The organism is Pseudophaeobacter sp. 1A09344 (genome assembly GCF_041008745.1).
Classification (GTDB): Bacteria; Pseudomonadota; Alphaproteobacteria; order Rhodobacterales; family Rhodobacteraceae; genus Phycobacter; species Phycobacter gallaeciensis_A.
Genome location: NZ_JAXGFS010000003.1, coordinates 233,859 through 260,621 on the forward strand (window position 1 = coordinate 233,859; position 26,763 = coordinate 260,621).

General features: G+C 63.8%; 28 protein-coding genes. 17 read left to right on the forward strand and 11 right to left on the reverse strand.

From position 1 onward, the window contains the following. Positions 1–48: 48 nt before the first annotated feature. From SM765_RS06775 to SM765_RS06810, 8 genes are read right to left on the reverse strand one after another with little or no spacing between them, the layout of a single operon-like run. Positions 49–777 (reverse strand): SDR family NAD(P)-dependent oxidoreductase, encoded by a 729-nt coding sequence (locus SM765_RS06775; RefSeq protein WP_274837589.1) that lies wholly within the window; start codon positions 775–777, stop codon positions 49–51. 10 nt (positions 778–787) lie between these two features. After that, positions 788–1,507 (reverse strand): SDR family NAD(P)-dependent oxidoreductase, encoded by a 720-nt coding sequence (locus tag SM765_RS06780; protein WP_274837590.1) that lies wholly within the window; start codon positions 1,505–1,507, stop codon positions 788–790. A 1-nt stretch (position 1,508) separates the two neighbouring features. Beyond that, complete coding sequence (locus tag SM765_RS06785; protein ID WP_274837591.1) at positions 1,509–2,057, reverse strand: DUF3833 domain-containing protein; 549 nt, start codon at positions 2,055–2,057, stop codon at positions 1,509–1,511. Beyond that, a complete protein-coding gene (locus tag SM765_RS06790; RefSeq protein ID WP_274837592.1) occupies positions 2,054–3,274 on the reverse strand; it encodes an MFS transporter in 1,221 nt (406 codons plus the stop codon). Before SM765_RS06790 ends, SM765_RS06785 begins: the two co-directional genes overlap by 4 nt. After that, positions 3,274–3,801: a chalcone isomerase family protein gene (locus SM765_RS06795; RefSeq protein WP_274837593.1), complete on the reverse strand. Its 528-nt coding sequence runs from the start codon at positions 3,799–3,801 to the stop codon at positions 3,274–3,276. Before SM765_RS06795 ends, SM765_RS06790 begins: the two co-directional genes overlap by 1 nt. Beyond that, positions 3,794–4,951 (reverse strand): SAM-dependent methyltransferase, encoded by a 1,158-nt coding sequence (locus SM765_RS06800; protein ID WP_274834564.1) that lies wholly within the window; start codon positions 4,949–4,951, stop codon positions 3,794–3,796. Before SM765_RS06800 ends, SM765_RS06795 begins: the two co-directional genes overlap by 8 nt. Next, positions 4,951–5,718 carry a DUF1365 domain-containing protein gene (locus SM765_RS06805; RefSeq protein WP_274837594.1) on the reverse strand — a complete coding sequence of 256 codons (768 nt, stop codon included), beginning with the start codon at positions 5,716–5,718 and terminating at the stop codon, positions 4,951–4,953. The genes SM765_RS06800 and SM765_RS06805 overlap by 1 nt, the downstream gene beginning before the upstream one ends. Further along, positions 5,715–7,010 (reverse strand): NAD(P)/FAD-dependent oxidoreductase, encoded by a 1,296-nt coding sequence (locus tag SM765_RS06810; protein WP_274837595.1) that lies wholly within the window; start codon positions 7,008–7,010, stop codon positions 5,715–5,717. Before SM765_RS06810 ends, SM765_RS06805 begins: the two co-directional genes overlap by 4 nt. A 152-nt stretch (positions 7,011–7,162) precedes the next feature. Here SM765_RS06810 and SM765_RS06815 point away from each other — a divergent pair, with 152 nt between their 5' ends. The 4 genes from SM765_RS06815 to SM765_RS06830 all read left to right on the forward strand — a co-directional run bounded on the left by SM765_RS06815 (position 7,163) and on the right by SM765_RS06830 (position 10,710). Further along, positions 7,163–7,813 carry a sigma-70 family RNA polymerase sigma factor gene (locus SM765_RS06815; protein WP_065272605.1) on the forward strand — a complete coding sequence of 217 codons (651 nt, stop codon included), beginning with the start codon at positions 7,163–7,165 and terminating at the stop codon, positions 7,811–7,813. Then, positions 7,810–8,460, forward strand: coding sequence for a ChrR family anti-sigma-E factor (locus tag SM765_RS06820; RefSeq protein WP_274837596.1), 651 nt, complete (start codon positions 7,810–7,812; stop codon positions 8,458–8,460). Before SM765_RS06815 ends, SM765_RS06820 begins: the two co-directional genes overlap by 4 nt. A gap of 192 nt (positions 8,461–8,652) precedes the next feature. Continuing rightward, complete coding sequence (locus tag SM765_RS06825) at positions 8,653–8,913, forward strand: helix-turn-helix domain-containing protein (RefSeq protein WP_274831365.1); 261 nt, start codon at positions 8,653–8,655, stop codon at positions 8,911–8,913. 75 nt (positions 8,914–8,988) lie between these two features. Further along, positions 8,989–10,710 carry a SulP family inorganic anion transporter gene (locus tag SM765_RS06830; protein WP_274837597.1) on the forward strand — a complete coding sequence of 574 codons (1,722 nt, stop codon included), beginning with the start codon at positions 8,989–8,991 and terminating at the stop codon, positions 10,708–10,710. A 106-nt stretch (positions 10,711–10,816) separates the two neighbouring features. On the opposite strand, the gene gap is transcribed toward SM765_RS06830, so the two are convergent. Continuing rightward, positions 10,817–11,845, reverse strand: coding sequence for a type I glyceraldehyde-3-phosphate dehydrogenase (gene gap / locus SM765_RS06835; RefSeq protein WP_274831363.1), 1,029 nt, complete (start codon positions 11,843–11,845; stop codon positions 10,817–10,819). Between the two features lie 187 nt (positions 11,846–12,032). Here gap and SM765_RS06840 point away from each other — a divergent pair, with 187 nt between their 5' ends. Next, entirely contained in the window at positions 12,033–13,037 is a 1,005-nt protein-coding gene (locus SM765_RS06840) for a LacI family DNA-binding transcriptional regulator (RefSeq protein WP_274837598.1), read from the forward strand. Positions 13,038–13,052: 15 nt separating this feature from the next. Here SM765_RS06840 and SM765_RS06845 read toward each other — a convergent pair whose 3' ends face one another. Then, entirely contained in the window at positions 13,053–13,706 is a 654-nt protein-coding gene (locus tag SM765_RS06845) for a TetR/AcrR family transcriptional regulator (protein ID WP_274837599.1), read from the reverse strand. Between the two features lie 79 nt (positions 13,707–13,785). On the opposite strand from SM765_RS06845, the gene SM765_RS06850 reads away from it, so the two are divergent. The 4 genes from SM765_RS06850 to SM765_RS06865 are packed head-to-tail and all read left to right on the forward strand — an operon-like array spanning position 13,786 to position 17,718. Continuing rightward, positions 13,786–15,102, forward strand: coding sequence for a flavin-containing monooxygenase (locus SM765_RS06850; protein WP_274837600.1), 1,317 nt, complete (start codon positions 13,786–13,788; stop codon positions 15,100–15,102). Beyond that, positions 15,099–16,001 (forward strand): bile acid:sodium symporter family protein, encoded by a 903-nt coding sequence (locus tag SM765_RS06855; RefSeq protein ID WP_274837601.1) that lies wholly within the window; start codon positions 15,099–15,101, stop codon positions 15,999–16,001. The genes SM765_RS06850 and SM765_RS06855 overlap by 4 nt, the downstream gene beginning before the upstream one ends. After that, the gene (locus tag SM765_RS06860) at positions 15,998–16,948 is read left to right on the forward strand and encodes an SDR family oxidoreductase (protein ID WP_274837602.1); all 951 of its coding nucleotides are present in this window, start codon (positions 15,998–16,000) and stop codon (positions 16,946–16,948) included. The genes SM765_RS06855 and SM765_RS06860 overlap by 4 nt, the downstream gene beginning before the upstream one ends. After that, positions 16,945–17,718 carry an SDR family NAD(P)-dependent oxidoreductase gene (locus tag SM765_RS06865; RefSeq protein WP_274837603.1) on the forward strand — a complete coding sequence of 258 codons (774 nt, stop codon included), beginning with the start codon at positions 16,945–16,947 and terminating at the stop codon, positions 17,716–17,718. The genes SM765_RS06860 and SM765_RS06865 overlap by 4 nt, the downstream gene beginning before the upstream one ends. Here the strand turns inward: SM765_RS06865 and SM765_RS06870 are convergent. After that, positions 17,715–18,200 (reverse strand): Lrp/AsnC family transcriptional regulator, encoded by a 486-nt coding sequence (locus tag SM765_RS06870; protein ID WP_274827682.1) that lies wholly within the window; start codon positions 18,198–18,200, stop codon positions 17,715–17,717. The genes SM765_RS06865 and SM765_RS06870 overlap by 4 nt on opposite strands. Positions 18,201–18,403: 203 nt before the next feature. Between SM765_RS06870 and SM765_RS06875 the strand changes: the two genes are divergently transcribed. The 8 genes from SM765_RS06875 (at position 18,404) to SM765_RS06910 (ending at position 26,649) form a co-directional block, all read left to right on the forward strand. Next, entirely contained in the window at positions 18,404–19,495 is a 1,092-nt protein-coding gene (locus tag SM765_RS06875; RefSeq protein ID WP_274837604.1) for a pyridoxal-phosphate dependent enzyme, read from the forward strand. Continuing rightward, positions 19,488–20,651, forward strand: coding sequence for a M24 family metallopeptidase (locus SM765_RS06880; RefSeq protein ID WP_274837605.1), 1,164 nt, complete (start codon positions 19,488–19,490; stop codon positions 20,649–20,651). Before SM765_RS06875 ends, SM765_RS06880 begins: the two co-directional genes overlap by 8 nt. A gap of 3 nt (positions 20,652–20,654) precedes the next feature. After that, positions 20,655–21,395 carry a maleate cis-trans isomerase family protein gene (locus tag SM765_RS06885; protein ID WP_274837606.1) on the forward strand — a complete coding sequence of 247 codons (741 nt, stop codon included), beginning with the start codon at positions 20,655–20,657 and terminating at the stop codon, positions 21,393–21,395. Between the two features lie 707 nt (positions 21,396–22,102). Next, positions 22,103–23,239 carry an ABC transporter substrate-binding protein gene (locus SM765_RS06890; protein ID WP_065272620.1) on the forward strand — a complete coding sequence of 379 codons (1,137 nt, stop codon included), beginning with the start codon at positions 22,103–22,105 and terminating at the stop codon, positions 23,237–23,239. 57 nt (positions 23,240–23,296) lie between these two features. After that, positions 23,297–24,217, forward strand: a complete 921-nt coding sequence (locus tag SM765_RS06895) for a branched-chain amino acid ABC transporter permease (RefSeq protein WP_065272621.1) — start codon at positions 23,297–23,299, stop codon at positions 24,215–24,217. Between the two features lie 2 nt (positions 24,218–24,219). Further along, positions 24,220–25,203, forward strand: a complete 984-nt coding sequence (locus tag SM765_RS06900; RefSeq protein ID WP_274834701.1) for a branched-chain amino acid ABC transporter permease — start codon at positions 24,220–24,222, stop codon at positions 25,201–25,203. Beyond that, complete coding sequence (locus tag SM765_RS06905; RefSeq protein ID WP_274837607.1) at positions 25,196–25,963, forward strand: ABC transporter ATP-binding protein; 768 nt, start codon at positions 25,196–25,198, stop codon at positions 25,961–25,963. The genes SM765_RS06900 and SM765_RS06905 overlap by 8 nt, the downstream gene beginning before the upstream one ends. Then, a complete protein-coding gene (locus SM765_RS06910; protein WP_274837608.1) occupies positions 25,960–26,649 on the forward strand; it encodes an ABC transporter ATP-binding protein in 690 nt (229 codons plus the stop codon). Before SM765_RS06905 ends, SM765_RS06910 begins: the two co-directional genes overlap by 4 nt. Positions 26,650–26,763: the final 114 nt, after the last annotated feature.

The following is a 26,763-nucleotide window of genomic DNA, read 5'->3' on the forward strand; positions in this document are numbered from 1 at the left end:
ATGGCGTGGCTCACGGTGCGGTGATCCGCCCGCTCGTCGGTTTTTGTCTTACGCCGGAACGGGTTTTCCCGCCCAGTCAAAAACCATGCCGCTCTGCTCTGGCGACAGCCCCGCGAGCACCCCGGCCAGACAATCCGCAGCGTAGGCGGGGGTGAACAGCTTGCCTTCGGGCACCGCGCGGCTGAAGGGGCGGGACAGGTCCGTATCGACGGTGCCGGGGTGCAGCCCGGCGCAGACGAAATCGGGATTGAGCCGCGCCATTTCGATGGCGTAGTTGCGCAGCAGCATGTTCAGCGCCGCCTTGGAGGCGCGATAGGCGTGCCAGCCGCCCAGCCCGTTGTCAGAGGTCGAGCCGACCCGCGCCGACAGCGCCGCAAAGATGGCGCGCCGGTCCCGTGGCATACGCGGGATCAGGTGACGCGCTGCCATGGCCGGACCAAAAGTATTGACGGCAAAGACCTGTTCAAAGGCAGACAGGCTTTGCTGTTTCAGGGATTTTTCGGGCCTGAGCGCGGTTCCGTCCGACAGGATCCCGGTCGCCAGAATGATCAGATCGGGTGCCTCCAGCGCGTCGGCCAGCGCGATCAGGCTGGCCTCATCTGTGACATCGGCCGCATGGGGCTCCACCGAACCGGCGGCGCGTGTGTCGCCTCGACGGGATACGGCGTGCACGGTTTCGACATCGGGTTGAGCGGCGTAATGCTGCACCAGCGCCGCGCCGATGCCGCCACTGGCGCCAAGGATCACAACCTGTTTCGGGGGCGTGTGTGTGGGCATCAATCCCTCGCTACATCAGTTTCAGGAACAGGCGGCGCGGCAGCAGGCGGCCAAGGGTGAAGACCCAGGAAAACGGCGCCGGAAAGCTGGTGCTGAAGCGCCGCCCCTGCATGGCGCGCAGGCAGCGCCGGGCGGCGTCTTCCGGCTCTAGGATCTGGGGCATCTTGAACTCGTTCTTCCGCGTCAGCCGGGTGCGGATAAAGCCGGGGTTGATCACCTGCACCCGCACGCCGCTGCCGCGCAGATCGGCTTGCAGGTTTTCCCCCAGATGCATCAGCGCCGCTTTGGAGGCGCCATATCCGATGGCGCCCGGCAGGCCGGTGAACCCGGCGAGCGAGCCGATCAGCACGATATGGCCACTGTCCCGGCGGCAAAACTGCGGCACGATCTGTCCCAGTACCCGCAGCGCGCCGGTGAAATTGACCGCGCACATGGTCTCGACCGCCTCTGGCTGCCAGTCCTGCGCGCTGAGCGGATCATAGGCCCCGGCGCAGTAGACCACACCGTGCACAGGTCCCAGATCCGCCGCGGCCCGGATCACATCATCCGGGTCCGTCACATCCATCGGCAGCGCCCGGGCATTGGACAGGCCGTCGCAAAGGTGCTGCAGCCGCCCGGCATTGCGGGCGGACAGGATCAGCCGCGCGCCCGCGCCGTCCAGCGCCTCGGCCAAGGCCCGGCCCAGCCCTTCGCTGGCGCCGACGATCCACCAGGTCTGCCCTTCGAACATCTCAGCCCTCCGCTGGGCGCATGGTGGCGATCAGCTCGGCGACCTTAATCCCGAACTTGCGCATTTCGGAGCGGTTCAGAATGGTGCCGTTGTCCATCAGATACATCCAGTCGGTGACGTCCAGCATGTGGCCGCCGGCATCTTCGGGCAGACGGATGCGATAGGTAAGCCGCACGGTGGCGCCCGTCTGCTGGCCCTTGCCCTCGCCGATGATATCGTCGGCGGTGGCGGTGAAATGCCCGTCCTCGCCCATGGTCAGATACCATTTGCGCGCCTGGGTGCTGCCATTGGCATAGGCGAAATCCTCGCTCAGCGTGCCGGTAGCGCCGTCCCATTCCCCGTTCATCCGCGCAACAAAGCGCGACACAACGCGCCCGCGCGGCCCGTAGATCATGCCTTCGGAGATCAGTGTGCCGGAAAGGCGCTCCTGAATGTCAAAGGCGGGGCCGGTGTCTGCGTAATGCGCCAGCCGCTGGGCGCGAAAGCCAAATCCGGGCCGCCAGAGGGCGAGCACAAGCACGGCAACAAGAAGCAGGAGAACCAGTTTCATGACAAGGAGACCTCTCGCGGCAGGCGCATCACCAGGGCGATCGCCAGCAGTTTGATAAGACAGGGCAAAACGGCATAGGCCAGGGTCAGCGCCATCAGGGCGCTGGTATCATTGGGGCCGCCGGGTTCAAATCCGCTCAGTTGCAGCGCAGGCAGCAGGATCACCGCCGCGGCGGCTAGGGACAGTTTGGCGGCGAATGTCCAAAGGCCAAAGGCCTGCCCGCCGCGTAGCCCGGCCCGCGCCAGCGCCGCCGAGAACAACACCGGCAGGATCACCATATCCGCGCCAAGAGCGGCCCCCGATCCGATGCAGATCGCGGCAAAAGCCCAGGCTGCGCCTGTGGGCAGGAGTGCTGCCCCGCTGAACGACAGGATGGCCAGGGCCATGGCCGGAACCAGTACCTGTCGGGCACCATAGGCAGCACTGGCCCGGGTCCAGACCGGCACCGACAGGCCCGCCGCCAGAAAGAACAGGATCAGGAACGGCCCGGCGAGATCCGGTAGCGCAAGTTTCTCATCGACAAAGAACAGAAACAGGGTCGAAGTCATCGCCACAGGCAGGCTGTTGACCAGGGCAAGCACCAGAAGGCGCAGGCCCCCGGCGCGGCGCAGGGCGGCCCAAGTGACCGGCGCCTCGGGGCTGCTGGGAATCTGCCACAGCGGGCGGGTCAGGGCCCAGACGCCAACGCAGATCAGGGCCAGCAGGATCCCAAAGGCGGCATAGCCGCCACCATTGGCCCCTGCCTGCTGTAACAGCGATGGCGCCAGCGCGGCGAGGATGATCCCGGCGAGCGTGCCGCCCTCGCGCCAGCCTGCCAGCCGGATCAGTGCCTCAGGCGATCCCGCCAGGCTGGTGCTGTGGCCGTAAAACAGGATGGTCCCCAGGCTGTAGGCGCTGAACAGCAGCACCAGTGCGGCGATGAGCCAGACCAGCCCTCCCGCGGCGGGTATCAGGGTGTAGAGCATCAGGAACCCCGCTGCCATGCCAAGGCAGGCGAGGGCGGCAAAGGCGCCGCGCGCATGCTCATACCGGTCAATCAGCCAACCAAGCGCTGGATCCTGCACGAAATCCACCACCCGGATCACCGCCAGAATGGCGCCAAGGGTGGCAAGGCTCATCCCCAGCTCTGCCGAGGCATAGCGTGGCAAATGGATATAGAGCGGCAACCCCGCTGCCGCCAGCATGAGCGCAAAAAGACTGATCCGGGCTGCGTGCATCAATCGCCTCGCAGCCGCGCCGACAGCCGCGCCGAGCGGCTGTTGTCCGAAAGCCAGATGCCAAGGAAGCGTTTGCGCAGGTCTGGGTGACGGATGGCGCAGGTCTGCTGCCCGTTGAGATGCAGAACCAGACTGTCTGGCTGGGTTGATACAGCCGTGAATACATCACCGCGCGCCACATCGCGGAAACAGCTGGCAAGTTTTTGCATCATCGCGGCCTGATCCGCGCGCGGCCCTTCGATCCGCTGGATCTCGGCGCGGGTGGATTTGGTCAGATCGTCCTGCGAGATGCTGCGGAAATATTCGATCTGCAGGGCCAGCGGCTGGCGCCAGCCAAACCGGGACTCCCCCTCTGTGTGCAGGCTGGCGCGGTAGATCGGCAGACCCAGCCAGCGGACCATGACGGTGCCCAGCTCAACCGGCTGCGACAGGCCAAAGCCGCGCAGGTTTGCCGCTGCCGCGCCGGGCAGCAGCAGCGCCGCGATCAACAGCGCGGCGGCCAGAGGCGGGAACCGTTGCTCAGGCATGGGTCAGCTCAACCTGCACTACATCGGTCTGGCCCACGGCAAAGGAGCCGGCGCAGATCTCCAGATAATAGCGCCAGTTGCGCAGGAAGGCCGCGTCATAGCCCAGCTCCATGATCCGGGGCGCCCGTTTCGCCAGCTGATCGGCCCATGTCCGGCAGGTACGGGCATAATCCTGCCCAAAGGCGAAGGAGTTCGTCACCTGCAGCCCGGCCTGCCGCGCCTGGTGGGCAATCACCGCATCCGACAGCAGCATGCCACCGGGGAAAGTGTACTGGCGGATATAATCCGAGGAGTTGCGGTAGATGTCGAAATAACTGTCCTGCACGGTGATCGCCTGAATGACTGCCTTGCCGCCCTCTGCCAGACGTGCCTTGACGGTCTGGAAATAGCTGGGCCAGTAGCGCTCGCCCACGGCCTCGATCATCTCGATCGAGACGATATTGTCGTAGGTGCCGGTGGATTTGCGGTAATCGCACAGCTCGATCGAGGCGCGCCCGTCCAGCCGCGCGTCGGCATAGCCGTGCTGACTGGGCGAGATGGTCAGCCCGGTGACATCGCGCCCGGCATCGGCGGCGCGTTCGGCGAAACCGCCCCAGCCGCAGCCGATTTCCAGCACCCGCTCACCCCGTGTCAGCCGGTTCAGCACCCGGTCGTATTTGCGGTTCTGGGCGCGCTCCAGATCATTGTCGCCGGGGGCAAACAGCGCCGAGGAATAGGTCATGCCGCTATCGAGCCAAAGTTGGTAGAACTCGTTCCCGACGTCGTAATGCGCCTTGATGTTGCGGGCCGAACCACGGATCGAATTGGCGCGCAGGATCTTGTCGACGGCGCGGAACTTCAGCCCGCTCCAGAAGCTCGGGTAGGCAAAATCGCCAAAATAATCGAGGTTCAGGATCGCCACCTGGATCAGGGTTTCGATGCTGGAGGTCTCCCACATGCCTTCGATGTAGGTTTCGCCCAGCCCGATATCACCGCGCGCGGCCATGGCGGTGACGGCGGCCCAGTCGAACAGCACCATGTCTGCCGCCGGGGCGCCGCTGCCGAAATCATGCACTTCGCCTTCCGGGGTGGTCAGGCGCAGGCTGCCCTTGCGGATCTGGGCGCAGCTGTCGAGAAAATCGCGTTTTACACGGTTGGTAATGAAAAGCATCAGCTGACCTCCTGCTTTGGGGGGAGGGGGCGGGATCTGTATGGCGCCCCTTTGAGTTTCAGTTTCAGGGCCTGCCAATGGATCAGGGCGATGGTGCGGAACGCGCCAAATGGCCGCCGTAGGGCCGCCCGAAGGATCGAGCCGTTGCTGAGCTGTCGCCGCCGCCCGGTCAGGGTGGCAATCACGCCTTCAGCGCCATGTTCCAGCGCAATGCGGATGGCGATCCGGTCCGGGCGGATATCGTAGTGGAACCGGTAGTCCCCCGCGATCTGCTGGAAGGGCGAGACGTGAAAGATCTTGCTGGCGGTGATTTCGTCACCGGCCGTAATCGGCGCAAACCCGTCAAGATGGCACAGGTAGCTGTGACGGTCGCCAAAGGTGTTGGAGACCTCGGCAATCACCGCCCGCAGCGTGTCACCCTCCATCGCCAGCCAGAAGCTGACTGGGTTGAAAGTGTACCACAGGAATCCCGGTTGCGTCAGCAGCAGAATCTGACGGCCGTCCAGCTCCAGACCGGCCCCGGCAAAGACCTCTTGCGCCCAGGGTAGGCCGCGCCCGGCGCCCGGCGCGCCGCCATGGTTGCGGTCATTGACCGAAGACAGGTTGAAACCATTGCGTGAGAACAGCCCTGGTCGCGCCTCTGACAGCGGGTCGATCAGCACGTAATCGACACCATAGCGGAAGGCATTGCGGATGCCGCCGCGGCGCGCGTGGCTGGTGTGGCCCGCGATATGGTCGGGCCAGAGGGGAGCGGGGCTGTCGCTCATGCCAGCACCTGCGCCAGGCTGCGGGCGTCGATGCCGCGGGCGACGCGCACGGCGCTGGCAAATCCGTCCTCGTGGAACCCGTGGCGCAGATAGGCCCCGGCGAACCAGGTGTTGTTGTCACCCTGGATGTCGTGGATCTGTTTCTGGGCGCGGATGGCGGCCTGATCGAACACCGGATGGCGGAAGGTGTTGGTGTCATAGATCGTCTCGTCGCGCACCGGTGTGACCGGGTTCAGCGAGATGAACAGCGGATCACTCTCTGGAATATTCTGCAGCCGGTTCATCCAATAGGTCACGCCAATCGCCGGGCGGCTGTCCTGCGCCGCCGCCTTGTAGACCCAGGAGGACCAGCAGGCGCGCCGTTTCGGCATTTGCCCGGCGTCGCGGTGCAGGATCACCTCGTTATCCTGATAACGCATATTGCCGAGGATCATCTCTTCCTGCGCGGTGGGAGAGGACAGCAGCCGCAGTGCATCGTCGGAATGGCAGGCCATGATGATCTGATCGAACTCCTGCGTTTCGCCATAGGGCAAGCGGATGGTAACGCCTGCCTCGGTGCGGTCCACCGCCTGCACCGGCGTGCCGGGGCGCAGGGTGCAGCCATTGGCCTTCAGATGCGCCTCCAGCCTGCGGACGTATTCGATGCTGCCACCCTTTACCGTCCACCACTGGTGCTGCCCCGTTGCGCTGAGCAAAGCGTGATTGCGGAAGAACTGCACCAGCGACCGGGCCGGAAAGCCGCGGATTTCCTCCATCGGGGTGGACCAGATCGCGCCGCAGATCGGCATCAGGTAATAGCGCTGGAACCAGTCGCCAAGTCGCAGCTCCTCCATCAACTGACCGATGGTGACATCGTCACTGCGGGCGGTTTCGACCGCGCGGGCGTTAAAGCGCAGGATGTCGCGCACCATGCCGTGAAAGGCCGGGCGGGCCACGTTACGGCGCTGGCCGAACAGGGATGTAAGGCTTTTCAACCCGTATTCGACGGCGCCGTCGTCAATGCTGGCGCCAAAGGTCATATCGCTTTTGATGATGGGCACATCCAGATCGCGGAACATCGCGGTCAGATGCGGATAATTGACAAAGTTGAACACGATAAAGCCGGTATCGACCGGCTGGGTCCCATGCATCCCCGCCTGGACGGTGCGCGCGTGCCCACCAAGGCGTGGCGCGGCTTCGAACAGGGTCACGTCATGGCCGGGTGCCAAACGATAGGCGGCGGCGAGACCAGAAATGCCACCGCCAACAATAGCAATGCGCTGGCGACGTAGGGGTGGGACATCAAATGACATGTGTTCTCCGTTTCTTTTCAGGGAGTACGCCGCCATTCCCGGGCCGGATCAAAAGTTTTCGCCTTCTTGGGATGAAATCGAAGCGATGCGTTCGCGCAGAAAAAAATCTGGTGGCTTTTGATCCAGTCGCAGCGGCGCCACGTAACACTGGCATGTTGGAACTTGATGCAGATCCCGCTCTTGATGCGCCCGAGCTACCGGTTACGGTAGGTGAGGTGACCGCCGATGCGCGGGAAAGGAAACAAGTGGATACCAACAGCTTTTCTGAGCAGACCCTCTGGATGCTTGCGGTGCGGGACCAGCGGGACCGGGCCGCCTTTGGCTTGCTGTTCGACCACTTTGCGCCGCGGCTCAAAGGGGTGATCTGCCGCTCGGGCATTTCACAGGGGCAGGCCGAGGATATCGTGCAGGACGTGATGCTGACGGTCTGGCGCAAGGCACACCTGTTCGACCCGCAGCGGGCGCAGGTGTCGTCCTGGATTTACCAAATCGCGCGAAATCGTCAGATCGATGTGATCCGAAAGGAACGCCGCCCCGTACCCGAAGAGTTGAAGCAACCCGAAGAGGTGCAGGAAGACGCGGCGCAGATCGTTGCCCTGGAGCAAGAGACGTCGCGCCTGAGGGAGGCCTTGAAGCGGCTGAAGCCCGCACAACGCGAGATGGTGGAAAAGGCTTACCTCGGCGAGCTGAGCCATTCGGACATCCGCGCTGAAACGGGTCTGCCGCTTGGCACGATAAAATCCCGCATCCGGCTTGGACTGGAACGGTTGCGGCACGAATTGAAGGGAACTGAAACCTCATGAGCAGCATCACCCATCATATCCCTGATGAGCTGCTGATCGCCTATGCCTCGGGGAGCCTGGAACAGGCTTTCTCGCTGGTGCTGGCGGCGCATATCTCTATGTGCGACGAGTGCCGCGCCCGGCTGGGCGCGCATGAGGCGGTTGGCGGCGCCATGCTTGAAAATGCCTGTGGCACCGAGGCCGGAGTGGCTGTGTCGGCGGATCTGAAGGCGCGGCTTCTGGATGCGCTGGATGACCCTGTTGAGCCCGCGCCCCCGGCCTATCACCGCTCTGGTGTGTTTCCCGGACCGGTGATGGAGGCGCTGGGCGGGCTGCCCCCGAAGTGGAAACCGCTCGGCATGGGGGTGCGCCAGTCGATCTTGTCTCATGGCAAGGGCGGCAGCGTGCGATTGCTATATATCCCCTCGGGGCAGGCGGTGCCGGACCATGGCCACAACGGGCTGGAGCTGACGCTGGTGCTGCAGGGCGCGTTCCACGATGAAACCGGACGTTTTGGCGTCGGCGATGTGGAGATTGCAGACAGCGATCTGGAGCATACTCCGGTGGCCGAAGAGGGCGCAGCCTGTATCTGCCTGGCCGCCACCAATGCGGCGCTGCGGTTCCGTTCCTTCATCCCGCGTCTGCTGCAACCGGTGTTCCGGATCTAGACGGGCAGATCAGATATCTCCGCTCGGTTGGGCGGATTGAGGCAAGGGCCGCGCATCGCGTGGCCCTTTTTGCGTGTACCAGTCAGGGCGACGCATATTGTTGTGAAGGTACACCTCTGGACTTTGATTTTGATATTTAATATATCACTATACCCATATGGAATCCCCATAGTGTAATTTCAGGTGTGCTTCATGATTACCGGCCCCCAGATGCGCGCGGCGCGTGCCCTTCTTGGTATTGATCAGAAAACCCTCGCGGAACGCGCCGGGCTTTCGGTGCCGACGATCCAGCGCATGGAGGCCAGCGCCGGCAACGTCCGGGGCGTGGTCGACAGCCTGACCAAGGTGGTCACTGCGCTGGAACAGGCGGGTATCGAGCTGATCGCCGAAGGCGTGCCCAGCACGGCTGGCGGGCGCGGTGTGCGCCTGAAATCTCCACCCCAGACCCCTTAAGATCCAAATCCGCGACGGCGACCGCCGACGTTATGCCGACGATCCCGCCGCACACCAACCAAAGGTGCGGCCCAGATGAAAGACCAGACCAGCAGTGCGCATGAAGCGCCAAGCTTTGCAGAGCTGTTTACCCCGAAACTGATTACCGTGCTGCGCGAAGGCTACGGTCTGGCGCGGCTGCGCGGCGATGCCATTGCCGGGCTGACGGTCGCCATCGTGGCGCTGCCCCTGTCGATGGCCATCGCCATCGCCTCGGGGGCGACCCCGGCGCAGGGGCTTTATACGGCGATTGTCGGCGGATTTCTGGTCTCGCTGCTCGGAGGGTCGCGGTTCCAGATCGGCGGCCCGGCGGGTGCCTTTATCGTTCTGGTCGCTGCAACGGTGGCGCAGCACGGGATCGAAGGGCTGATACTGGCGACCTTCCTGTCGGGGCTGATGCTGCTGGCGGTGGGGTTCCTGCGGCTGGGCACCTTTATCAAGTTCATTCCCTTTCCGGTCACCGTGGGCTTCACGGCGGGGATCGCGGTGATCATCTTTGCCAGCCAGATCAAAGAGCTGTTCGGGCTGACCTTGCCTCATGAACCGGGAGAGCTGCTGGAAAAACTCCCGGCGCTTTGGGAGGTGAGGGACAGCATCACCCCGGCGGCGCTGGGCCTGTCGATTGTAACCGTTGCGGTGATCCTTGGCCTCAAACGCTGGCGCCCGCATTGGCCCGGCATGCTGATCGCAGTGGCGCTGGCGGCGACGGCCACGGCATTTCTGGCACTGCCGGTGCAGACCATCGGCACCAAATTCGGCGGCATTCCCGCCTCGTTGCCTGCGCCGCGCCTGCCGGATCTGTCGCTGGATCACATTCTGGCGGTGCTGCCCTCTTCGGTGTCCTTTACCCTGCTGGGGGCCATTGAATCGCTGCTGTCGGCAGTGGTGGCCGATGGCATGACCGGGCGCCGTCACCGCTCTAATTGCGAGTTGGTCGCGCAAGGGGCGGCCAATATAGGTTCCTCCCTGTTCGGCGGCTTTTGCGTCACCGGCACCATTGCCCGCACTGCGACCAACGTGCGCGCCGGGGCGCATGGTCCCATCGCGGGGATGTTGCACGCGGTCTTCCTGCTGCTGTTCATGCTGATCGCGGCGCCGCTGGCCTCCTACATTCCGCTGGCGGGGCTGGCCGGGGTGTTGGCCGTGGTGGCGTGGAACATGATCGAACGGCCTGCGATCGCCATCCTGCTGCGCTCGGGCTGGGGTGAGGCGACGGTTCTGGCCGCGACCTTCTTCCTGACCATCTTCCGCGATCTGACCGAGGCCATCGTTGTCGGTCTTGCCCTGGGATCGGTGCTGTTCATCCAGCGGATGAGCCGGGCAACGGCGGTGTCGCGGCATACGCCATTGGTCGGGCGGGACGAGGCCGATAGCGCCGATGGGCGCGGCGAATACCACGAAGAGCAGGCGGCGAACCCGGATGTCGTGGTCTACCGCATCACCGGGGCGCTGTTCTTTGGCGCCACCGCCTCGATCGGGTCGGTGCTGGACCGCATTCAGGATAGCCACAAGGCGCTGATCGTGGATTTCTCGGCGGTGCCGTTTCTGGATTCAACCGGCGCCAATATGATCGAAGGACTGGCGCATAAGGCTCAAAAGCAAGGCGTCGCCCTGTGGCTGACGGGGGCGGGGCTGGATATCCGGCGCGTCTTTGCCACCCATGGGCTGCGCCACCCGCTGGTCCATGATGCAGCCACGGTAGAGGCGGCGCTGGCCACGATCACAGGCGCCGCCGACGAGGTCCGCAAGGCCGGGTGATCGGAGCCTTATACGGCACGAAAAAGGGGCCGCTGCGCGCGGCCCCCGTGCAATCCCACCCGCCATGATCTGCCGCGTGGGTCAGTGATTGCTTGGTCTTATGCGCTCAGCTGGCGAGCGCCATCTCTTCTGGCTTCATCAGGCGGCCCATGTGGCGGCCGGTGTCCAGCATGCGGTTGGAAAAGCCCCATTCGTTGTCATACCAGCTGACCACCCGCACCAGCCCTTCGCTGGTGACAGCGGTCTGCGCGGCGGCAAAGCAGGACGAATGCGGGTCGTGGTTGAAATCGACCGAGACCATCGGATCCTCTTCATAGGCCAGAATGCCCGCCAGCCCGTTTTCAGAGGCCGCGCGCAGGGCGTCATTCACCTCTTCGACCGTGGCGGCGCGTTCGGGCACAAAGCTGAGATCGACAACCGAGACATTCGGCGTCGGCACCCGGATGGCAGAACCTTCCAGCCGTCCTTTCAGATGCGGCAGCACCTCTGCGATGGCGCGGGCGGCGCCGGTGGAGGTTGGGATCATCGACAGGGCCGCGGCGCGGGCGCGATAGGGGTCCTTGTGCGGGCTGTCGTGGGTCGGCTGGTCGCCGGTATAGGCGTGAATGGTGGTCATGTAGCCAGTCTTGATGCCAAAGGCCTGATCCAGCACCTGCGCCACGGGCGCCAGGCAGTTGGTGGTGCAGGAGGCGTTGGAGACCACCAGGTCGTCTGCGGTCAGATCCATGTGGTTGACGCCATAGACCACGGTGCGGTCGACCTCCTTGCCGGGGGCGGAGATCAGGACGCGCTTCGAACCATTGCCCAAATGCGCCGCCGCCGCATCGCGGCTGGTGAACAGGCCGGTGCATTCATAGGCGATGTCGACGCCTTCCCAGGGCAGATCCGCCGGGTTGCGCTCGGCGCTGAGCCGGATGGTGTGGCGACCCACCCGCAGGACGCCGTCCGCGAGAGAGACAGGCGCGCGCAGGCGACCATGCACGGAATCGTATTTCAGCAGATGCAGCAGGGTTTCGGCGGGGGCCAGATCGTTGATCGCCACCACGTCGATGTCGGTGTCGCCGCGTTCCAGCAGGGCGCGCAGAACGCCACGGCCGATGCGGCCAAATCCGTTGATTGCGATCTTGAGGGTCATGGCATGTGTCTCCGTGCAGTGGGCGTGTTTAGAATCGCCCCTTGGTTGCGGTAACGATAGCGGTGGCGCTAACATTTGTGTATTCGTTATCGATAACGATCAAGTAAATCAACCCTGCCTGAAATCATCGGCTAATCCCGGCCCGCTGCCTCTTGCGGCTGGGCGCGAAGTGCTGGACCATGCGCGCATGACAAAGAAGCTGCTGCTCAAGGACGTCGCCCGTCTGGCCGGGGTCAGTGAAATGACCGCCTCTCGCGCGTTGCGCGGGACCACGGATGTGTCCAAGGCAACCCGGGCGCGGGTCGAGGAAATCGCCCGTGCCCACGGCTATGTGCCCAATCGCATCGCCGGATCGTTGTCCTCGCAATCGGTCAATCTGGTTGCGGTGGTGGTGCCGTCGCTGAACAGTTTTGTCTTTCCAGAGGTGCTGTCGGGGATTTCCCACGTGCTGAAGGAAACGCAGCTGAAACCGGTGGTTGGCGTATCGGGCTATGAACTCGATGAAGAAGAGGCCGTGATTCGCGAAATGCTGAGCTGGCGTCCCTCGGGATTGATCGTGGCGGGGCTGGAGCACACTGAGGCCACCCGGCGCATGCTCGAGCAGGCGGATTGCCCGGTGGTGGAGGTGATGGATGTGGATGGCACCCCGGTGCGCCACTGCGTCGGCATTTCCCATCTGCAGGCGGGACGCGACATGGCGGCGCAGATCCTGTCGCAGGGTTATCGGCAGATCGGCTTTATCGGCACCAAGATGCCGCAGGATTTCCGCGCCCGTAAACGTTTTGACGGCTTTGTCGAAGGATTGGCAGAGCAGGGTGTCACGCTGATGGACCGGGAACATTATGCCGGAGAAAGCTCGATCCAGACCGGGCGTCAGCTGACCGCGCAGATGCTGGAGCGCACGCCGGAACTGGAGTGCATCTATTATTCCAGCGACGTGATGAGCGTCGGCGGTCTTATGCATTGCCAGGCCGAGGGGCTTTCGGTGCCCGGCGACGTGGCGCTGGCGGGGTTCAATAACCTGCAGATCCTGCAAGGACTTCCGCAGGAACTGGCCACCACTGATGCCTGCCGCAGCGAGATCGGCGAACGCGCCGCGCGCATCGTGCTTGAGACGCGGGAGGCGGATCAGCCAACGCCGCCCGTTTGCGTGCAGTTGAGCCCGACCATCAGCCTGGGGCGGTCGCTCTAGCTCTGCCTATCCGTCTTACGGTTGGATGGGGTCCGCTGTCAGGATCGCCTCCATTCCTGCGGTGCAAAAGGCGATCAGCTGGTCGACCTGCGCTTCGGCGGCGCCGGGGCTCAGCGCCTCGATCCGCCAGCCGGTGTTGAGAAAGGCGAGCATCGCAGCCACGGAATAAACCTGACCGGTGGCGGCGGCCTGACGTTCAGCCTGCGGATAAAGCGCCAGAATCTCCTCGATAAACCGGTTGGCCGTGGGGTCGAAACACTGCGCCGCCAGCGGCCGCCAGCGCGGATCGGCGGACACATGCGCCACCAGGCGGCCATAGTGCTGCCAATGGGGGCCGCCGGTGCGTGCCAGCGTCACATAGGCCCGCATGAAGACATCCAGGAGCCCCCGCAGCGACAGGGCACCCTCGGCCCTGAGGCGCTCCAGCCCTGCCAGACGCACGTCGGCCAGTTCATCGGCACGGCGGGTGACGGTCTGGTGAAACAGCTCTTCCTTGCCGCCACCGTGATGGTGCACCAGCCCGACCTGTACCCCGGCCAGCGCTGCGATATCGCGTAGCGAGGCACCTTCGAATCCGCGCTCGGCAAAGAGCGCTTCGGCGGCGTCCAGGATCCGCGCCTTGGTCTGCAGTGACCGCGCCGAAGGGGCGCGTTTGCGTTGTTTTTCCACGAAAAACTCCCGTTGGTGAAAATATCTTGCCTTATTTTGAACGTTTGTTCAATCTAATCTCGGAGGACAGGGAGGAATTATGACGGAAACGCGCGGGCAGTATGCCCTCATCGGCGCCGGGCCAATGGGGCTGGCCATGGCCAAGGTGTTGGTCGAACAGGGCATTCCCTTTCAGGGGTTTGAATTGCATTCGGATGTGGGCGGTTTGTGGGACATCGAGGGGCCGAACTCCACGATGTACGAAAGCGCCCATTTGATCTCATCCAAGCGGATGACGGAATTTGCGGATTTCCCGATGAAGGACGAGGTGGCCGAATACCCCTCGCATCGGGAGCTGAAAAACTATTTCCACGATTTCGCGGATCATTTCGGCCTGCGGGAGCGGTATCACTTCAACGCCGAGGTCCTGAAGACCGAACCATTGGGCGGTCCGGGCGAGGGTTGGCGCGTCACCTGGCGCGATCCGGAGGGCGAGCACAGCGCCGAATTTGCCGGTGTGCTGATCGCCAATGGCACCCTGTCAGAGCCGAACATGCCGACATTCCCAGGCGACTTCACGGGCGAGCTGATCCATTCCAGCCAATACCGCAAGGCCGAGCAGTTCGGCGGTAAGCGCGTGCTGGTGGTAGGCGCGGGCAATTCGGGCTGCGACATCGCGGTGGATGCGATCCACCATGGCAACAGCTGCGATCTGTCGATGCGGCGCGGCTACTACTTCGTACCCAAATACGTCTTTGGCAAACCGGCAGACACCATGGGCGGGCTGATCCAGCTGCCGATGTGGCTGAAGCGGCGCATCGATGGTCTGATCCTGAAATGGTTTGTGGGCGATCCGCAAAAGTATGGCTTCCCGAAACCCGATTACCAACTTTACGAAAGCCATCCTGTGGTGAATTCGCTGGTGCTCTATCACGCGGGCCACGGCGATCTAAAGATCCGCCCCGATATTGACCGGATAGACGGCAAGACGGTGCATTTCACCGATGGCAGCAGCAGCGAGTATGACATGATCCTCGCTGCGACGGGCTACAAGCTGCACTATCCCTTTATCGATAAGGAGTTGCTGAACTGGCAGGGCGATGCACCGCATCTGTATCTCAACGCGATGCACCCTGCGCGCGACGATCTGTTCGTTCTCGGCATGGTCGAGGCCAGCGGCCTTGGCTGGCAGGGACGGCACGAGCAGGCCGAGATGGTCGCGCGCTATATCAAGGGGCTTGAGACCGGCAATGCCGGGGCCAAGGCCCTGAAGGCGGAAAAGGCCGCGGGATTTGAACGCGCAACCGGCGGTATGGCCTATCTGAAACTGGCGCGGATGGCCTACTACGTGGACAAGGCGACCTATCGCAAGGCGGTCACGGGCTGGATCAAGCGGCTCTCCGGGGCGGGCGCATGAGCGGGATTGATGAGATCACGCTGAATTTCAGCCCCGCCTCTCTGACGCTTCTGAATGGGATCCTCGCGGTGGTTATGTTCTCCATCGCGATCGATCTGAAGCCTTCTGATTTTCACCAGCTGCGACGGGCGCCCAAACCGCTGATCGTCGGGCTGCTGTCGCAGTTCATCGTGCTGCCGGTGCTGACCTTTGCGCTGGTCTGGCTGACCGCGCCGCGTCCCTCGATTGCGCTGGGGCTCATTCTGGTGGCGGCCTGCCCGGGCGGTAATATCTCCAATTTCATCACCCATCGCGCGGGCGGCAATTCCGCCCTGTCTGTGTCGATGACGGGGTTTGCCACCGTGGGGGCGATCCTGCTGACACCGATCAATATTGGACTCTGGGGTGGGCTTTACCCACCGACGCGGGCGATCCTGCAGCAGACCGAGATCGACCCGGTGCAGATCGCCATCACCGTCGGTCTGATGCTGATCCTGCCCCTCGTGTTGGGGGTGCAGCTCAATATGCGGGCGCCCGATCTGACGGCACGCATCCGGCGGCCCCTGCAATGGCTGTCGATGGGGATCTTCGTTGCTTTTATCGTGCTCGCGCTGGCGGCCAACTGGGGCTTCTTCCTGCAATTCGCAGGCGCGGTCGCCGGGCTGGTGATCCTGCACAATACGGTGGCGCTTGGCGGGGGCTGGATCACCGCGACGCTGGCGCGGCTGTCGCCTTATGACCGGCGTGCGGTGACGATAGAGACTGGCATCCAGAACTCGGGTCTCGGTCTGGTGCTGATCTTTGCCTTCTTCGGGGGCTTGGGCGGCATGGCCGTCGCGGCAGCCTTCTGGGGGATCTGGCATGCCATATCGGGGTTGGCACTGGCCGCTCTGATGTCCCGAACGGAGGCGACGCGATGACCGAGGATGCAAAGACCAAAACCGTTCTGATCACCGGCGCTGCTGGCATGGTGGGCCGTGCCCTGCTGTGGGAGCTGCCCGCCTGCCGGGTGATCGCCTCGGATCTGGCGCCGCCTGCGGATCTGCCCAAGGGCGGAGAGTTCTGCCGCATGGATGTCACAACCGATGATCCCGCCCGGGTCATCGGCGAATATAAGCCCGACGTGATTTTGCATTTGGCCTCCATCGTGACCCCGCCCAAGGGCAGCAGCCGCGATTTCGCTTATGCCGTCGATGTCGCGGGCACGCGCAAGGTGTTGGAGGCCGCCGTGGCGCATGGGGTGGAACGTATCGTCGTGACCTCCTCTGGCGCGGCCTATGGCTATCACGCGGACAACCCGCAGCCGCTGCGCGAGAACGACAGCCTGCGCGGCAATCCGGAGTTCGCCTATTCCGACCACAAGCGTCAGGTCGAGGAAATGCTGGCCGAATACCGTCGTTCGGCGCCGCAGCTGCAGCAGGTGATCCTGCGCGTCGGCACGGTGCTGGGGGCGGGAACGGAAAACCAGATCACCGCCCTGTTCCGCCGTCCGCGCCTGCTGGCGGTGACGGGCAGCGAAAGCCCCTTTGTCTTTATCTGGACCCGCGATCTGGCCCGCATTCTGGCCCGCGCGGCAACCGATGGACCAGAAGGAGTCTTCAACGTCGCCGGGGATGGCGCCATGGGCGTCACCGATCTGGCGCAGGCGCTGGGTAAACCGGTTCTGCGCCTGCCGGCCTGGGTGCTGAAGGCGGCGCTGGCGCTCGCGAAACCTCTTGGTCTCAGCCAATACGGGCCGGAACAGGTGCGGTTCCTGCAATACCGGCCGGTACTGGACAACAGCGCCCTGAAACGGGACTTCGGCTATACGCCCGAGCTGACCAGCGCCGAGGTGTTCGATCTGTGGAGGCAGCAGGCAGGCCTATGACGAAGAAGAAAACAGCAGTCATTTCCGGCGGCGCCGGTGGGCTTGGCCGGGCCTTGTCCACGGCGCTGAAGGCGCGGGGCTGGCGGGTGGTCCTGCTGGATCTGGATATCTCGGGGCTGGACAGCAGCGAGACCCAGATCCCGATCCGCTGCGATCTGACCGATGCGACCCAGTTGCGCAGCAAGGCTGAGCAAATCGAGCAGCAGTATCCGGTGATTGATTTGGTCATCTACAACGCCGGTATCACCCAGATCGGGGGCTTTGATACCATCGACGAGGCCAGTCACCGGCGGGTGTTCGACATCAACTATTTTGCCGCCGTCGCCATGGCCGGGCATTTTCTGGCGGCGGTCCGGCGGGCATCGGGGACGCATATCGCGGTGTCTTCGGTGGCGGGGTTTGCGCCGCTTTATCATCGTACCTCTTATGCGGCGTCAAAACACGCGCTGGAGGGGTTCTTCAAATCCCTGCGCTCGGAAGAGCGGCCCTATGGTGTCGATGTGCTGATCGCGGCGCCGTCTTTCGTGGCCACCAATATCGGCAACGACCAGCGTCAGATCGACGGCATCGCGCGGCCGGGATCGGCCGCAGATGGGATGGATTACATGACGCCCGAGGCTGCTGCCGAGGAGATCCTGCGCGGGCTTGGCCGACGGCAGCCGATGATCCCGGTGGGACGGGTGGCGCGGCTGGCCTGGTGGGTGAACAGCTTGGCGCCGCGCCTTTACCAGCGGTTGATGGAGCGGCAGATCGGCGGCCACGAGGGCTAGGCGCCGTCGCCCTCTGTGTCCGCGTCCGGCAGGATCGGCAGCGAGAAGCCTGTTTTCACCCGGTTCATCACCACGGAGGTACGGAACCGGGTGATATTTTCTTCGTCAAAGAAATGCCGCCGGGTGAAGGCTTCGAAATCGGGCATGTCGCGGGCGGTCAGGATGACGATGAAATCGGCATTGCCGGTCACATAATAGCACTGCATGACCTCGGGCGCCTCGACCATGCGGCGGCGGAAGCGATCGATATCCTCGGCGCGCTCGCTGTGTAGGGTGACCTCGACGATCAGCATCAGTCCACGGCCCAGTTTTTCAGGATTGAGCATCGCGATATCGGCATCGACATAGCCCTGCGCGCGCAGCCGGGTCAGCCGCTTGCGGCAGGCATCGGGGGAAAGCCCGGCGATATGCGACAGGGCCTCGGCTGTCAGCCGGTTGTTGTCCTGGATCGCGGCAAGGATGAGCTGGTCGAATCTGTCCATGTCACGCCTCCTTAGGGCTGCAAGTTTGTCCGTTTTTCCGTGACTTGCACAGCCGGAGTGCTGCCATTGTCCGGTATTCTGCATCAAATGTGAAAATTCATCAGAAAATCGGCCTGCAGGGCGGCGAAATTTCCGAGAAACCGATGGCGGTGCAGATTAGGTTGGGCAAAAATCGAACAACAAAAAGAAGAGGAGGTCGATCCATGGATGGGGCGTTGAGCAAGACACTCGATAACATGTGGCGGGGCGGCGCGTTGCCGGTCGCGGGAACTGAGCCTCAGCTTTATCCCAGCGTTGCCGCCGATGCGGTGGCCAAGCTGCTGACACTATGTCCGCGTCATGCGATCACACCGCTGATCGAGGCGGATGAGCTGGCGAAAAAGGCCGGGGTGGCCAGGATCTGGATCAAGGACGAGCGCGCCCGCATGGGCCTTGGCAGTTTCAAGGCGCTGGGCGCGGCCTACTGCATTGCCAGCGCAGCGGCCGATGCATTGAAGGACAAGATCGGCGCCTCTCAGGTCTGGGAAACGGCCCTGCACGGACAAACCTATGCCACGGCAAGCGCCGGTAATCACGGGCTGTCCGTTGCGGCTGGGGCGCGGCTTTTCGGGGCCGAGGCGGTGATCTACCTGTCGCGGGCGGTGCCCGAGGCCTTTGCCCAGCGGCTGCGCGACAAGGGCGCCCGGGTGGTACGCGCCGGTGATAATTACGAGGCCAGCATGGCCGCTGCTGCGGCGGATGCCGAAGAGAACGGTTGGACGCTGCTCTCCGACAGCTCATGGCCCGGCTACAGCGCCCCGGCCATCGCGGTGATGGAGGGCTATCTGCAATTGGCCGCCGAGGCTGTCGCCCAGATCGACGGGGTACCGACGCATATCTTCCTGCAGGCGGGTGTCGGCGGGCTGGCGGCTGCGGTGGCCGCCTATGCGCGGCAGGTCTGGGGGAATGCGCCACAGATCATCGTGGTCGAACCGGACGCGGCGCCCGCGCTGATCGAGAGTATTCGCAGCGGCGAATTGCAGGACACGCAGGGGCCGGTGTCCTCCATGGGGCGGCTCGATTGCAAGACCCCGTCGATGGTGGCGCTGAACGGGCTGGCGCGCGATGCCGATGTCTTTGCAACCATATCCGAGCAAGAAGCCGCCGCAGGGGTCCGGACCCTCGCCGAATATGGCTATGCAACGACGCCATCGGGCGGCGCCGGTCTGGCAGCGCTTCTGGCGGGGCGTGTGAAGGATCTGGGACCCGATGCGCGGGTGCTGGCCATCCTCAGCGAAGGGCCGGAAGATGGCTGAGCCCGCCCGCGGCTTTGACCGGGGTGAGTTCCTGCGGCGGCGCGATGCCCTGCAGGCGGGCATGGCGGCAGCGGGCATGGAGGCGCTTCTGCTGACTACGGCGGCGGATATCTTCTATGTCACTGGGTTCCTGACGCGGTTCTGGGAAAGCCCGGCGCGCCCCTGGTTTGTGGTGGTCCCGGCCAAAGGTGACCCGGTTGCGGTGATCCCCGCGATTGGCGCGGATCTGATGCGGCAAAGCTGGATTTCCGACATTCGCTGCTGGGATGCGCCGGATCCGAAGGACGATGGCGTCAGCCTGCTGGCAGCGACCCTTGGCGATCTGGTGCCGGAAACCGGGGCCATCGGCACGCCGATGGGGCTGGAGACGCAATTGCGCATGGCGCTTGGCGATTACATGGCGCTGACCGCGCGCCTGGCGCCGCGCCGCATGGTGGATGCCACGGATGTAGTGCAGCGGGTGCGCGAGATAAAGTCAGATCCCGAGGTGGCCAAGATCCGCGCCGCCTGCGCGGTGGCGGATCGCAGTTTTGCCCGGGTGCCGGAGTTCGCAGGCTCCGGCAGGCCGCTTGATGCGGTGTTCCGCGATTTTCAGCGGGTGCTGCTGGAAGAGGGCGCCGATTGGGTCAGCTACACGGCGGGCGGCGCCGGGCCGGGCGGCTACGGTGATGTGATCTCTCCGGCGACGCCGCAGCCGCTGGCGGCAGGCGATGTGCTGATGCTGGACACCGGCGCGGTGCGCGATGGCTATTTCTGCGATTTCGACCGCAATTTCGCCATCGGTCCGGTCGCGCCTGAGACCGCGCAGGCGCATGCGGCGCTTTATGCGGCCACGGATCTGGCGCTGGAGAAGCTGCGCCCCGGCATGACCGCCGCGGATGCGCACCGGATTCTCTGCGAGGGGCTGCGTGCCCATGGCGCCACGCCCGGCGGCGGGCGGCTTGGCCATGGACTGGGGGTGACGCTGACCGAATGGCCCTCGTTTACGCCCAAGGATCAGACGGTGCTGCGCGCCGGGATGGTGCTGACGCTGGAACCGGGCGCCGAGATCGCCCCGGGCCGCATTCTGGTGCACGAGGAAAACATCGTCCTGCGCGACAGCGGCCCCGAGCTTTTGTCCACCCGTGCCCCGGCAGAGCTGCCGGTTCTGGAGTAGATCATGCAGAATTTCCCCTATGAGCTGACTGGCCCGATCGGCAGCCGCGCAACCTTTGGCCATATCGTACTGCAGGTGGATGAGACGCTGGAGCAGGACATGCGCCGTCTGTTGCCGGGAGGAGAGGTCGCCCATCATGTCAGCCGTATTCCCAGCGGCGATGAGCTGACCCCGGATACCATTGCCACCATGAAAGAGACGCTGCCAGCGGCTGCCGCGCTGTTGCCCCCGGCGGCGGAATTCGACGTGATCGGCTATGGCTGCACTTCGGGCACCACCCTGATCGGCGCGGACCGGGTCGCGGATCTGGTACGGCAGGGCGCTGCCTCGACCCATGTCACCGATCCTCTGACCGCGGCTCTGGCAGCGCTTGCGACGCTGGACGTCCGGTCGCTGGCCCTGGTGTCGCCTTATGTGGAAAGCGTCAGCGCCCCGGTCCGACAGGCTTTTGCGGCGCGGGGGTATGATGTCAGCGGCACCGTGTCGTTCGGGGAAGAGGTGGAGGCGCGGGTGGCGCGGATCGATCCGGCCTCGATCCACGCGGCGGCCCTTTCCGTGGCCGGGGACGCCGATGCGGTGTTCCTGTCCTGCACCAACCTGCGCACGCTGGATATCATCGACGATCTTGAGGCGCGGCTGGGCAGGCCGGTGCTGAGCAGCAATCAGGTGCTGGCCTGGCATATGGCGCAGCTGGCGGGGGAGCCCGAGCTGTGCCGCGGCCCCGGTCGCCTGCTTCGGCACTGAGCAGGGATCAGGGTCGACTGTGGATCGCAGCGGGATCGTGTCGGATAACATCAAAAAATCGTACTCCCTGATGCGATTCGTCTGAGGATGGCATCGATCGCTTGGGCTGTGTTCCTTCCCGGACGATTTGGCCGGGAACGGGTTGTACAAGGCCCGGAGGTTGTGTTTGGGACGGTAAATATGCCCCGAGTGATCCGCGGAATGGGCCTGATGCAGATGGTATTTGACCGCGAAATGAGCGGTCCGGGCGGTCTGGTCATGGCGTCGCCTGAGTGGATGGGCACGAAAGCATGGCTTTGCAATATTTGAATTATATCAATTGATTGAGTGTTGGTTGCGTATCTTCTGGCGCGCCTGAATGTCGCGAAACCCTTGGGCGGTGCGGCCCCTGCGCCGCCCTGGTCCTAAATTATGTTTTAGGGTTTAATATTTTAATCTTGAAACAAAACAGAGAAGCCGCCTAGAGTTTTGAGGTCAGCCACCAGGCGGTGGGCCTGCCGGATGCGGCAGCCTTGCCCCGGGCGGCGGATGAAACGTCAGGATGTGAAATCCACCACTGCACGGCAAACGGCAGAAGGTGTCCCCGTCAAAGGGAAAAGGCGATCAAGGACTGGCGCCACCCGCGCGAAGCGGAAATAGTGGGGTCACAGGAATAACCGCGGCCAACGCGGATCCGGTCGATAACTGCAATAGGGAGACTATAGGAAATGAAAGCAATCAAAACACTGGCGCTGGCGACAGCGGTGTCCGCTCTGGCCGTCGCGGCGCAGGCCGAGACCAAGATTGGCATGATCACCACCCTGTCCGGCGGCGGCGCCAGCCTTGGCGTGGATACCCGCGACGGGTTCATGCTTGCGATGGAAAACGCCGGGCGCGATGACGTCGAAGTGGTGATCGAGGATGATCAGCGCAAACCTGCAACCGCAGTCCAGATCGCCGATCAGATGATCCAGTCCGAAAAGGTGGATATCCTGACCGGTATCGTCTGGTCGAACCTGGCCATGGCCGTGGTACCCTCGGCGACCGGGCAGGGGCTGTTCTACCTGTCGACCAATGCGGCGCCGGCGCAGCTGGCGGGCAAGGGCTGCAACCCGAACTATTTCTCGGTCTCCTATCAGAACGACAACCTGCACGAAGCGGCCGGTGCCTATGCCACCAGCGCCGATTTCAAGAAGACCTTCATCATGGCGCCGAACTATCCGGCCGGGAAGGATTCCCTCAACGGGTTCAAGCGCTTCTACAAGGGTGAACTGGCGGGTGAGATCTACACCAAGCTGGGTCAGACCGATTATGCTGCCGAACTGGCGCAGGTCCGTGCCAGCGGCGCCGACTCGGTCTTCTTCTTCCTGCCCGGCGGTATGGGGATCTCCTTCCTCAAGCAATACGCCGCCAGCGGTATCGATCTGCCCGTAGTGGGTCCGGCCTTCTCCTTTGACCAGGGTATCCTGCAGGCCGTTGGCGATGCGGCGCTGGGGGTAAAGAACACCTCGCAATGGAACAAGGATCTGGACAATGCGGCCAACGCCGAATTCGTTTCGGGCTTCCAGGAAAAATACGGCCGCCTGCCGTCGCTTTATGCGGCGCAGGGCTATGACACCGCCAACCTGATCCTGAGCGCGCTGGACAAGGCCGACGTGTCGGACAAGGACGCCTTCCGCGCTGCCCTGAAAGAAGCCGATTTCGCATCGGTGCGGGGCAAGTTCAGCTTTGGTCCGAACCAGCACCCGATCCAGGACATCTACGTCCGCGAGGTCATCAAGGAAGGTGATATCTTCACCAATAAGATCATCGGCACCAGTCTGACAGATCATTCCGACGCCTACGCGGCCGAGTGCAAGATGTAATCTGATCCTCCCTGCGGGGGCGCCGCATTGGCGCCCCCGTCAGAACGGAAATCTCCCATGTCCATTGTTCTCATTCTTGAGCAGATCCTGAACGGATTGCAGTTCGGGGTCATGCTGTTTCTCATGGCTGCGGGCCTGACGCTGGTTTTTGGCGTTATGGGCCTGATCAACCTCGCCCATGGTGCGCTTTACATGGTTGGGGCCTTCGCGGCGGCGGCAGTGGCCGGGCTGACCGGTTCCTTCCTGCTGGCGCTGATTGCCAGTTTGGCTGCGGCTGCTGCGGCCGGGGCCGTGGTCGAGATCGCGGTGATCCGGCGGCTTTATGATCGCGATCACCTTGATCAGGTCCTGGCGACCTTTGCGCTGATCCTGATTTTCTCCGAAGGCACCCGCTGGATCTTTGGCTCCTTCCCGCTGTTTCTGGATGTGCCTGCCGCATTGGCCGGGCCGCTCAGCCTGCCGGGTGGTATCGAATACCCGGCCTACCGCCTTGCTATCATAGGTATCGGGCTGGTGGTGGCGGCGCTGCTGTTCTGGCTGATCGCCCGCACCCGTATCGGGATCCAGATCCGCGCCGGTGAAGCCGACCGCGAGATGATCGCAGCGCTGGGGGTGGATATTTCCCGGCTGTATACGCTGGTCTTTGCCCTTGGCGCCGCGCTGGCGGGCCTTGCGGGCGCGCTGGTCGGAGCCATCCAATCGGTTCAGGTCGGCATGGGAGAGCCGGTTCTGATCCTCGCCTTTGTGGTGATCGTCATCGGTGGCATCGGCTCGATCAAGGGCGCGCTTGTCGGCGCGCTGCTGGTGGGGCTAACGGATACGCTGGGCAAGGTCTTCCTGCCGCAATTTTTCGGTCTGTTCCTGGAACCGGCCAGTGCTGCCTCGGTCGGGGCCTCGCTGGCATCGATGCTGATCTACATCCTGATGGCGGCGGTTCTGCTGGTGCGCCCCTCGGGACTTTATGGGGGGAGCGCATGAGCATGATCCGCGAAAACCTGTTCAACTGGGCGCTGGCGCTGGCGCTACTGGCGGTGCCGCTCTGGGCCAATGCCATGGACGAACCCTTTATCATTACCCTCGCTACCAAGGTCGCGATCCTGGCGCTGGCCGGTGTCGGCCTCAATATCGCGCTGGGGATCGGCGGGCTGGTGAGCCTTGGCCATGCGGCGTTCTTTGGGATCGGCGGCTATGCCATGGGCATTCTGGCCGCCCATGCCCAGAACTATGAGCCGCTGATGCAGGTGCCGTTTCTGATCGAAGGCACCAATCAGATGCCGATAATCTGGCTGATCGCGACCCTGGCCAGCGCGCTGGTGGCGCTGGTGATCGGGGCGCTGTCGCTGCGCACCTCGGGCGTCTATTTCATCATGATCACGCTGGCCTTTGGTCAGATGCTTTACTATTTCGCGATCTCCTGGTCCGCCTATGGCGGTGAGGACGGGTTGTCGATCTGGGTGCGCAACGAATTTCCCGGCCTCAACACGCTGGACCCGATCCAGTTCTTCATGATCGCCTATGTCATCCTCTGCCTGGTGCTGGTTTTCTCTGCCCGGCTGGGTCGCTCGCCCTTTGGCCTGGCGCTGGCGGCTGCCCGCCAGACCGAAGAGCGGGTGATGACCGTGGGGCTGACGCCCTTTCATCTGCGGCTTGTGGCTTTTGTCATCTCGGGCGCGATCACCGGTCTTGCCGGCGCGCTTTATGCCGATCTCAACCGTTTTGTCAGCCCGACCATGCTGAGCTGGCACACCAGCGGTGAAATCATGGTCTTTGTCATCATCGGCGGGGTGGGGCGGCTGTTCGGCCCTGTTGTAGGCGCTGCCGTCTATATCCTGCTGGAGCATCTCCTAGGCGGGATCAGTGAATACTGGCAGATCTTCCTCGGGCTATTGCTGCTCCTCATGGTGCTGTTCGCCCGCGGTGGCCTGATCGGCGCCCTGACAGGACGTGAGGTGGCCCATGACTGATCCGCATACAAACCCGGTGCTGCAGGTCGAAGGCATCAGCAAAAGCTTCGGCGCGCTCAAGGCCAGCGACAATGTCAGCATCGACCTGCGCCCCGGTGAAATCCACGCCCTGATCGGCCCCAATGGCGCGGGCAAATCCACCCTGATCAAGCAGATCTCGGGCAGCCTGCGCCCCGACACCGGCCGGATCGAGGTTCTGGGCCGCGATGTCACCGACCTTGATACCGTGGCGCGGGCGCGGCTGGGGCTGGGGCGGACGTTCCAGATCTCCTCGCTCGCGATGGAGTTCACCGTGCTGCAGAACGTGGTGCTGGGCGCCCTTGGCGCGCAGGGCCGGGTGTTTTCCTTCTTCCGCAATGTGATGAAGGACAAGACCCTGCTGGAGCCTGCCCGCCGCGCCTTGGAGCGCGTCGGTCTGCAGGATGAGGCGCAGCGGCGCACCGCCGATCTGTCGCATGGCCAGCGCCGTCAGCTGGAGGTCGCGGTGGCACTGACGCTCAATCCCAAACTGTTCCTGATGGATGAACCCATGGCCGGTCTTGGTGCCAGCGGCTCCAAGACCCTCACTGGGTTTCTGGATGAGTTGCGTCACGAGGCACCGATCCTGCTCGTGGAGCACGATATGGACGCGGTCTTTGCCCTTGCTGATCGGATCAGCGTCTTGGTCTATGGCGCGGTGATCGCCACCGGCACCGCCGATGAAATCCGCGCAAATCCCGAGGTGCGACGTGCTTACCTCGGAGAGGAGGACGCCGCATGAGCCTGTTGTCCCTGAACAAAGTCGAGGCCTCCTACGGCCCATCGCAGGCGCTGTTTGGCGTTTCGCTGGATCTGGCCGAAGGCGAGGTCGTCGCCCTGATGGGCCGCAACGGCATGGGCAAGACCACCACCATCAAATCGATCTGCGGCATGGTGCATCCGTCTGCGGGCGAGGTTCGCTTTGACGGGCACGACCTGCGGCAGCTGCCCTCGCACAAGATCGCGCGGCTGGGGATTGGTCTGGTGCCCGAGGGGCGCCGCTGTTTCGGCCCGCTGACGGTAGAGGAAAACCTGACCGCCGCCGCCCGCCCGGGCCCCTGGGGTTTTGAGCGCGTCGCCGGGCTGTTCCCACGGCTCGAGGAGCGGCGCGACCAGACCGCAAGTTCCCTGTCGGGCGGCGAGCAGCAGATGCTGGCTATCGGCCGCGCCCTGATGACCAACCCGCGCCTTTTGATCCTGGATGAGGCGACCGAGGGGCTGGCCCCCGTGGTGCGGCAGGAAATCTGGGCGGCGATTGCGCAGCTGAAGCGTGAGGCGGGCTTGTCGATCCTGGTGGTGGACAAGACGCTGAAGGAACTCGCCCAGATCGCCGACCACGCGGTGATCCTGAACCGGGGTCAAAGCGTCTGGACCGGACGCATGGAAGAGCTGACCCCGGATCTGACGGATCAGTATCTGGGCGTTTAGGAAACTACAGAGGGCCGTAGCCGTCCGCGGGCGGAAGCGAAGCGCCTGCCCCTTTGCCGGAGGCAAACCTTCTGTTTGACGGGGCGGACGGGCGCTGCCCGGCCTTGCCGGGCG

Coding starts and splice junctions, on each gene's coding strand:
- SM765_RS06775 (WP_274837589.1), bottom strand. CDS start 777: ATGCCCACACACACGCCCCCGAAACAGGTTGTGATCCTTGGCGCCAGT.
- SM765_RS06780 (WP_274837590.1), bottom strand. CDS start 1,507: ATGTTCGAAGGGCAGACCTGGTGGATCGTCGGCGCCAGCGAAGGGCTG.
- SM765_RS06785 (WP_274837591.1), bottom strand. CDS start 2,057: ATGAAACTGGTTCTCCTGCTTCTTGTTGCCGTGCTTGTGCTCGCCCTC.
- SM765_RS06790 (WP_274837592.1), bottom strand. CDS start 3,274: ATGCACGCAGCCCGGATCAGTCTTTTTGCGCTCATGCTGGCGGCAGCG.
- SM765_RS06795 (WP_274837593.1), bottom strand. CDS start 3,801: ATGCCTGAGCAACGGTTCCCGCCTCTGGCCGCCGCGCTGTTGATCGCG.
- SM765_RS06800 (WP_274834564.1), bottom strand. CDS start 4,951: ATGCTTTTCATTACCAACCGTGTAAAACGCGATTTTCTCGACAGCTGC.
- SM765_RS06805 (WP_274837594.1), bottom strand. CDS start 5,718: ATGAGCGACAGCCCCGCTCCCCTCTGGCCCGACCATATCGCGGGCCAC.
- SM765_RS06810 (WP_274837595.1), bottom strand. CDS start 7,010: ATGTCATTTGATGTCCCACCCCTACGTCGCCAGCGCATTGCTATTGTT.
- SM765_RS06815 (WP_065272605.1), top strand. CDS start 7,163: ATGTTGGAACTTGATGCAGATCCCGCTCTTGATGCGCCCGAGCTACCG.
- SM765_RS06820 (WP_274837596.1), top strand. CDS start 7,810: ATGAGCAGCATCACCCATCATATCCCTGATGAGCTGCTGATCGCCTAT.
- SM765_RS06825 (WP_274831365.1), top strand. CDS start 8,653: ATGATTACCGGCCCCCAGATGCGCGCGGCGCGTGCCCTTCTTGGTATT.
- SM765_RS06830 (WP_274837597.1), top strand. CDS start 8,989: ATGAAAGACCAGACCAGCAGTGCGCATGAAGCGCCAAGCTTTGCAGAG.
- gap (WP_274831363.1), bottom strand. CDS start 11,845: ATGACCCTCAAGATCGCAATCAACGGATTTGGCCGCATCGGCCGTGGC.
- SM765_RS06840 (WP_274837598.1), top strand. CDS start 12,033: ATGACAAAGAAGCTGCTGCTCAAGGACGTCGCCCGTCTGGCCGGGGTC.
- SM765_RS06850 (WP_274837600.1), top strand. CDS start 13,786: ATGACGGAAACGCGCGGGCAGTATGCCCTCATCGGCGCCGGGCCAATG.
- SM765_RS06855 (WP_274837601.1), top strand. CDS start 15,099: ATGAGCGGGATTGATGAGATCACGCTGAATTTCAGCCCCGCCTCTCTG.
- SM765_RS06860 (WP_274837602.1), top strand. CDS start 15,998: ATGACCGAGGATGCAAAGACCAAAACCGTTCTGATCACCGGCGCTGCT.
- SM765_RS06865 (WP_274837603.1), top strand. CDS start 16,945: ATGACGAAGAAGAAAACAGCAGTCATTTCCGGCGGCGCCGGTGGGCTT.
- SM765_RS06870 (WP_274827682.1), bottom strand. CDS start 18,200: ATGGACAGATTCGACCAGCTCATCCTTGCCGCGATCCAGGACAACAAC.
- SM765_RS06875 (WP_274837604.1), top strand. CDS start 18,404: ATGGATGGGGCGTTGAGCAAGACACTCGATAACATGTGGCGGGGCGGC.
- SM765_RS06880 (WP_274837605.1), top strand. CDS start 19,488: ATGGCTGAGCCCGCCCGCGGCTTTGACCGGGGTGAGTTCCTGCGGCGG.
- SM765_RS06885 (WP_274837606.1), top strand. CDS start 20,655: ATGCAGAATTTCCCCTATGAGCTGACTGGCCCGATCGGCAGCCGCGCA.
- SM765_RS06890 (WP_065272620.1), top strand. CDS start 22,103: ATGAAAGCAATCAAAACACTGGCGCTGGCGACAGCGGTGTCCGCTCTG.
- SM765_RS06895 (WP_065272621.1), top strand. CDS start 23,297: ATGTCCATTGTTCTCATTCTTGAGCAGATCCTGAACGGATTGCAGTTC.
- SM765_RS06900 (WP_274834701.1), top strand. CDS start 24,220: ATGATCCGCGAAAACCTGTTCAACTGGGCGCTGGCGCTGGCGCTACTG.
- SM765_RS06905 (WP_274837607.1), top strand. CDS start 25,196: ATGACTGATCCGCATACAAACCCGGTGCTGCAGGTCGAAGGCATCAGC.
- SM765_RS06910 (WP_274837608.1), top strand. CDS start 25,960: ATGAGCCTGTTGTCCCTGAACAAAGTCGAGGCCTCCTACGGCCCATCG.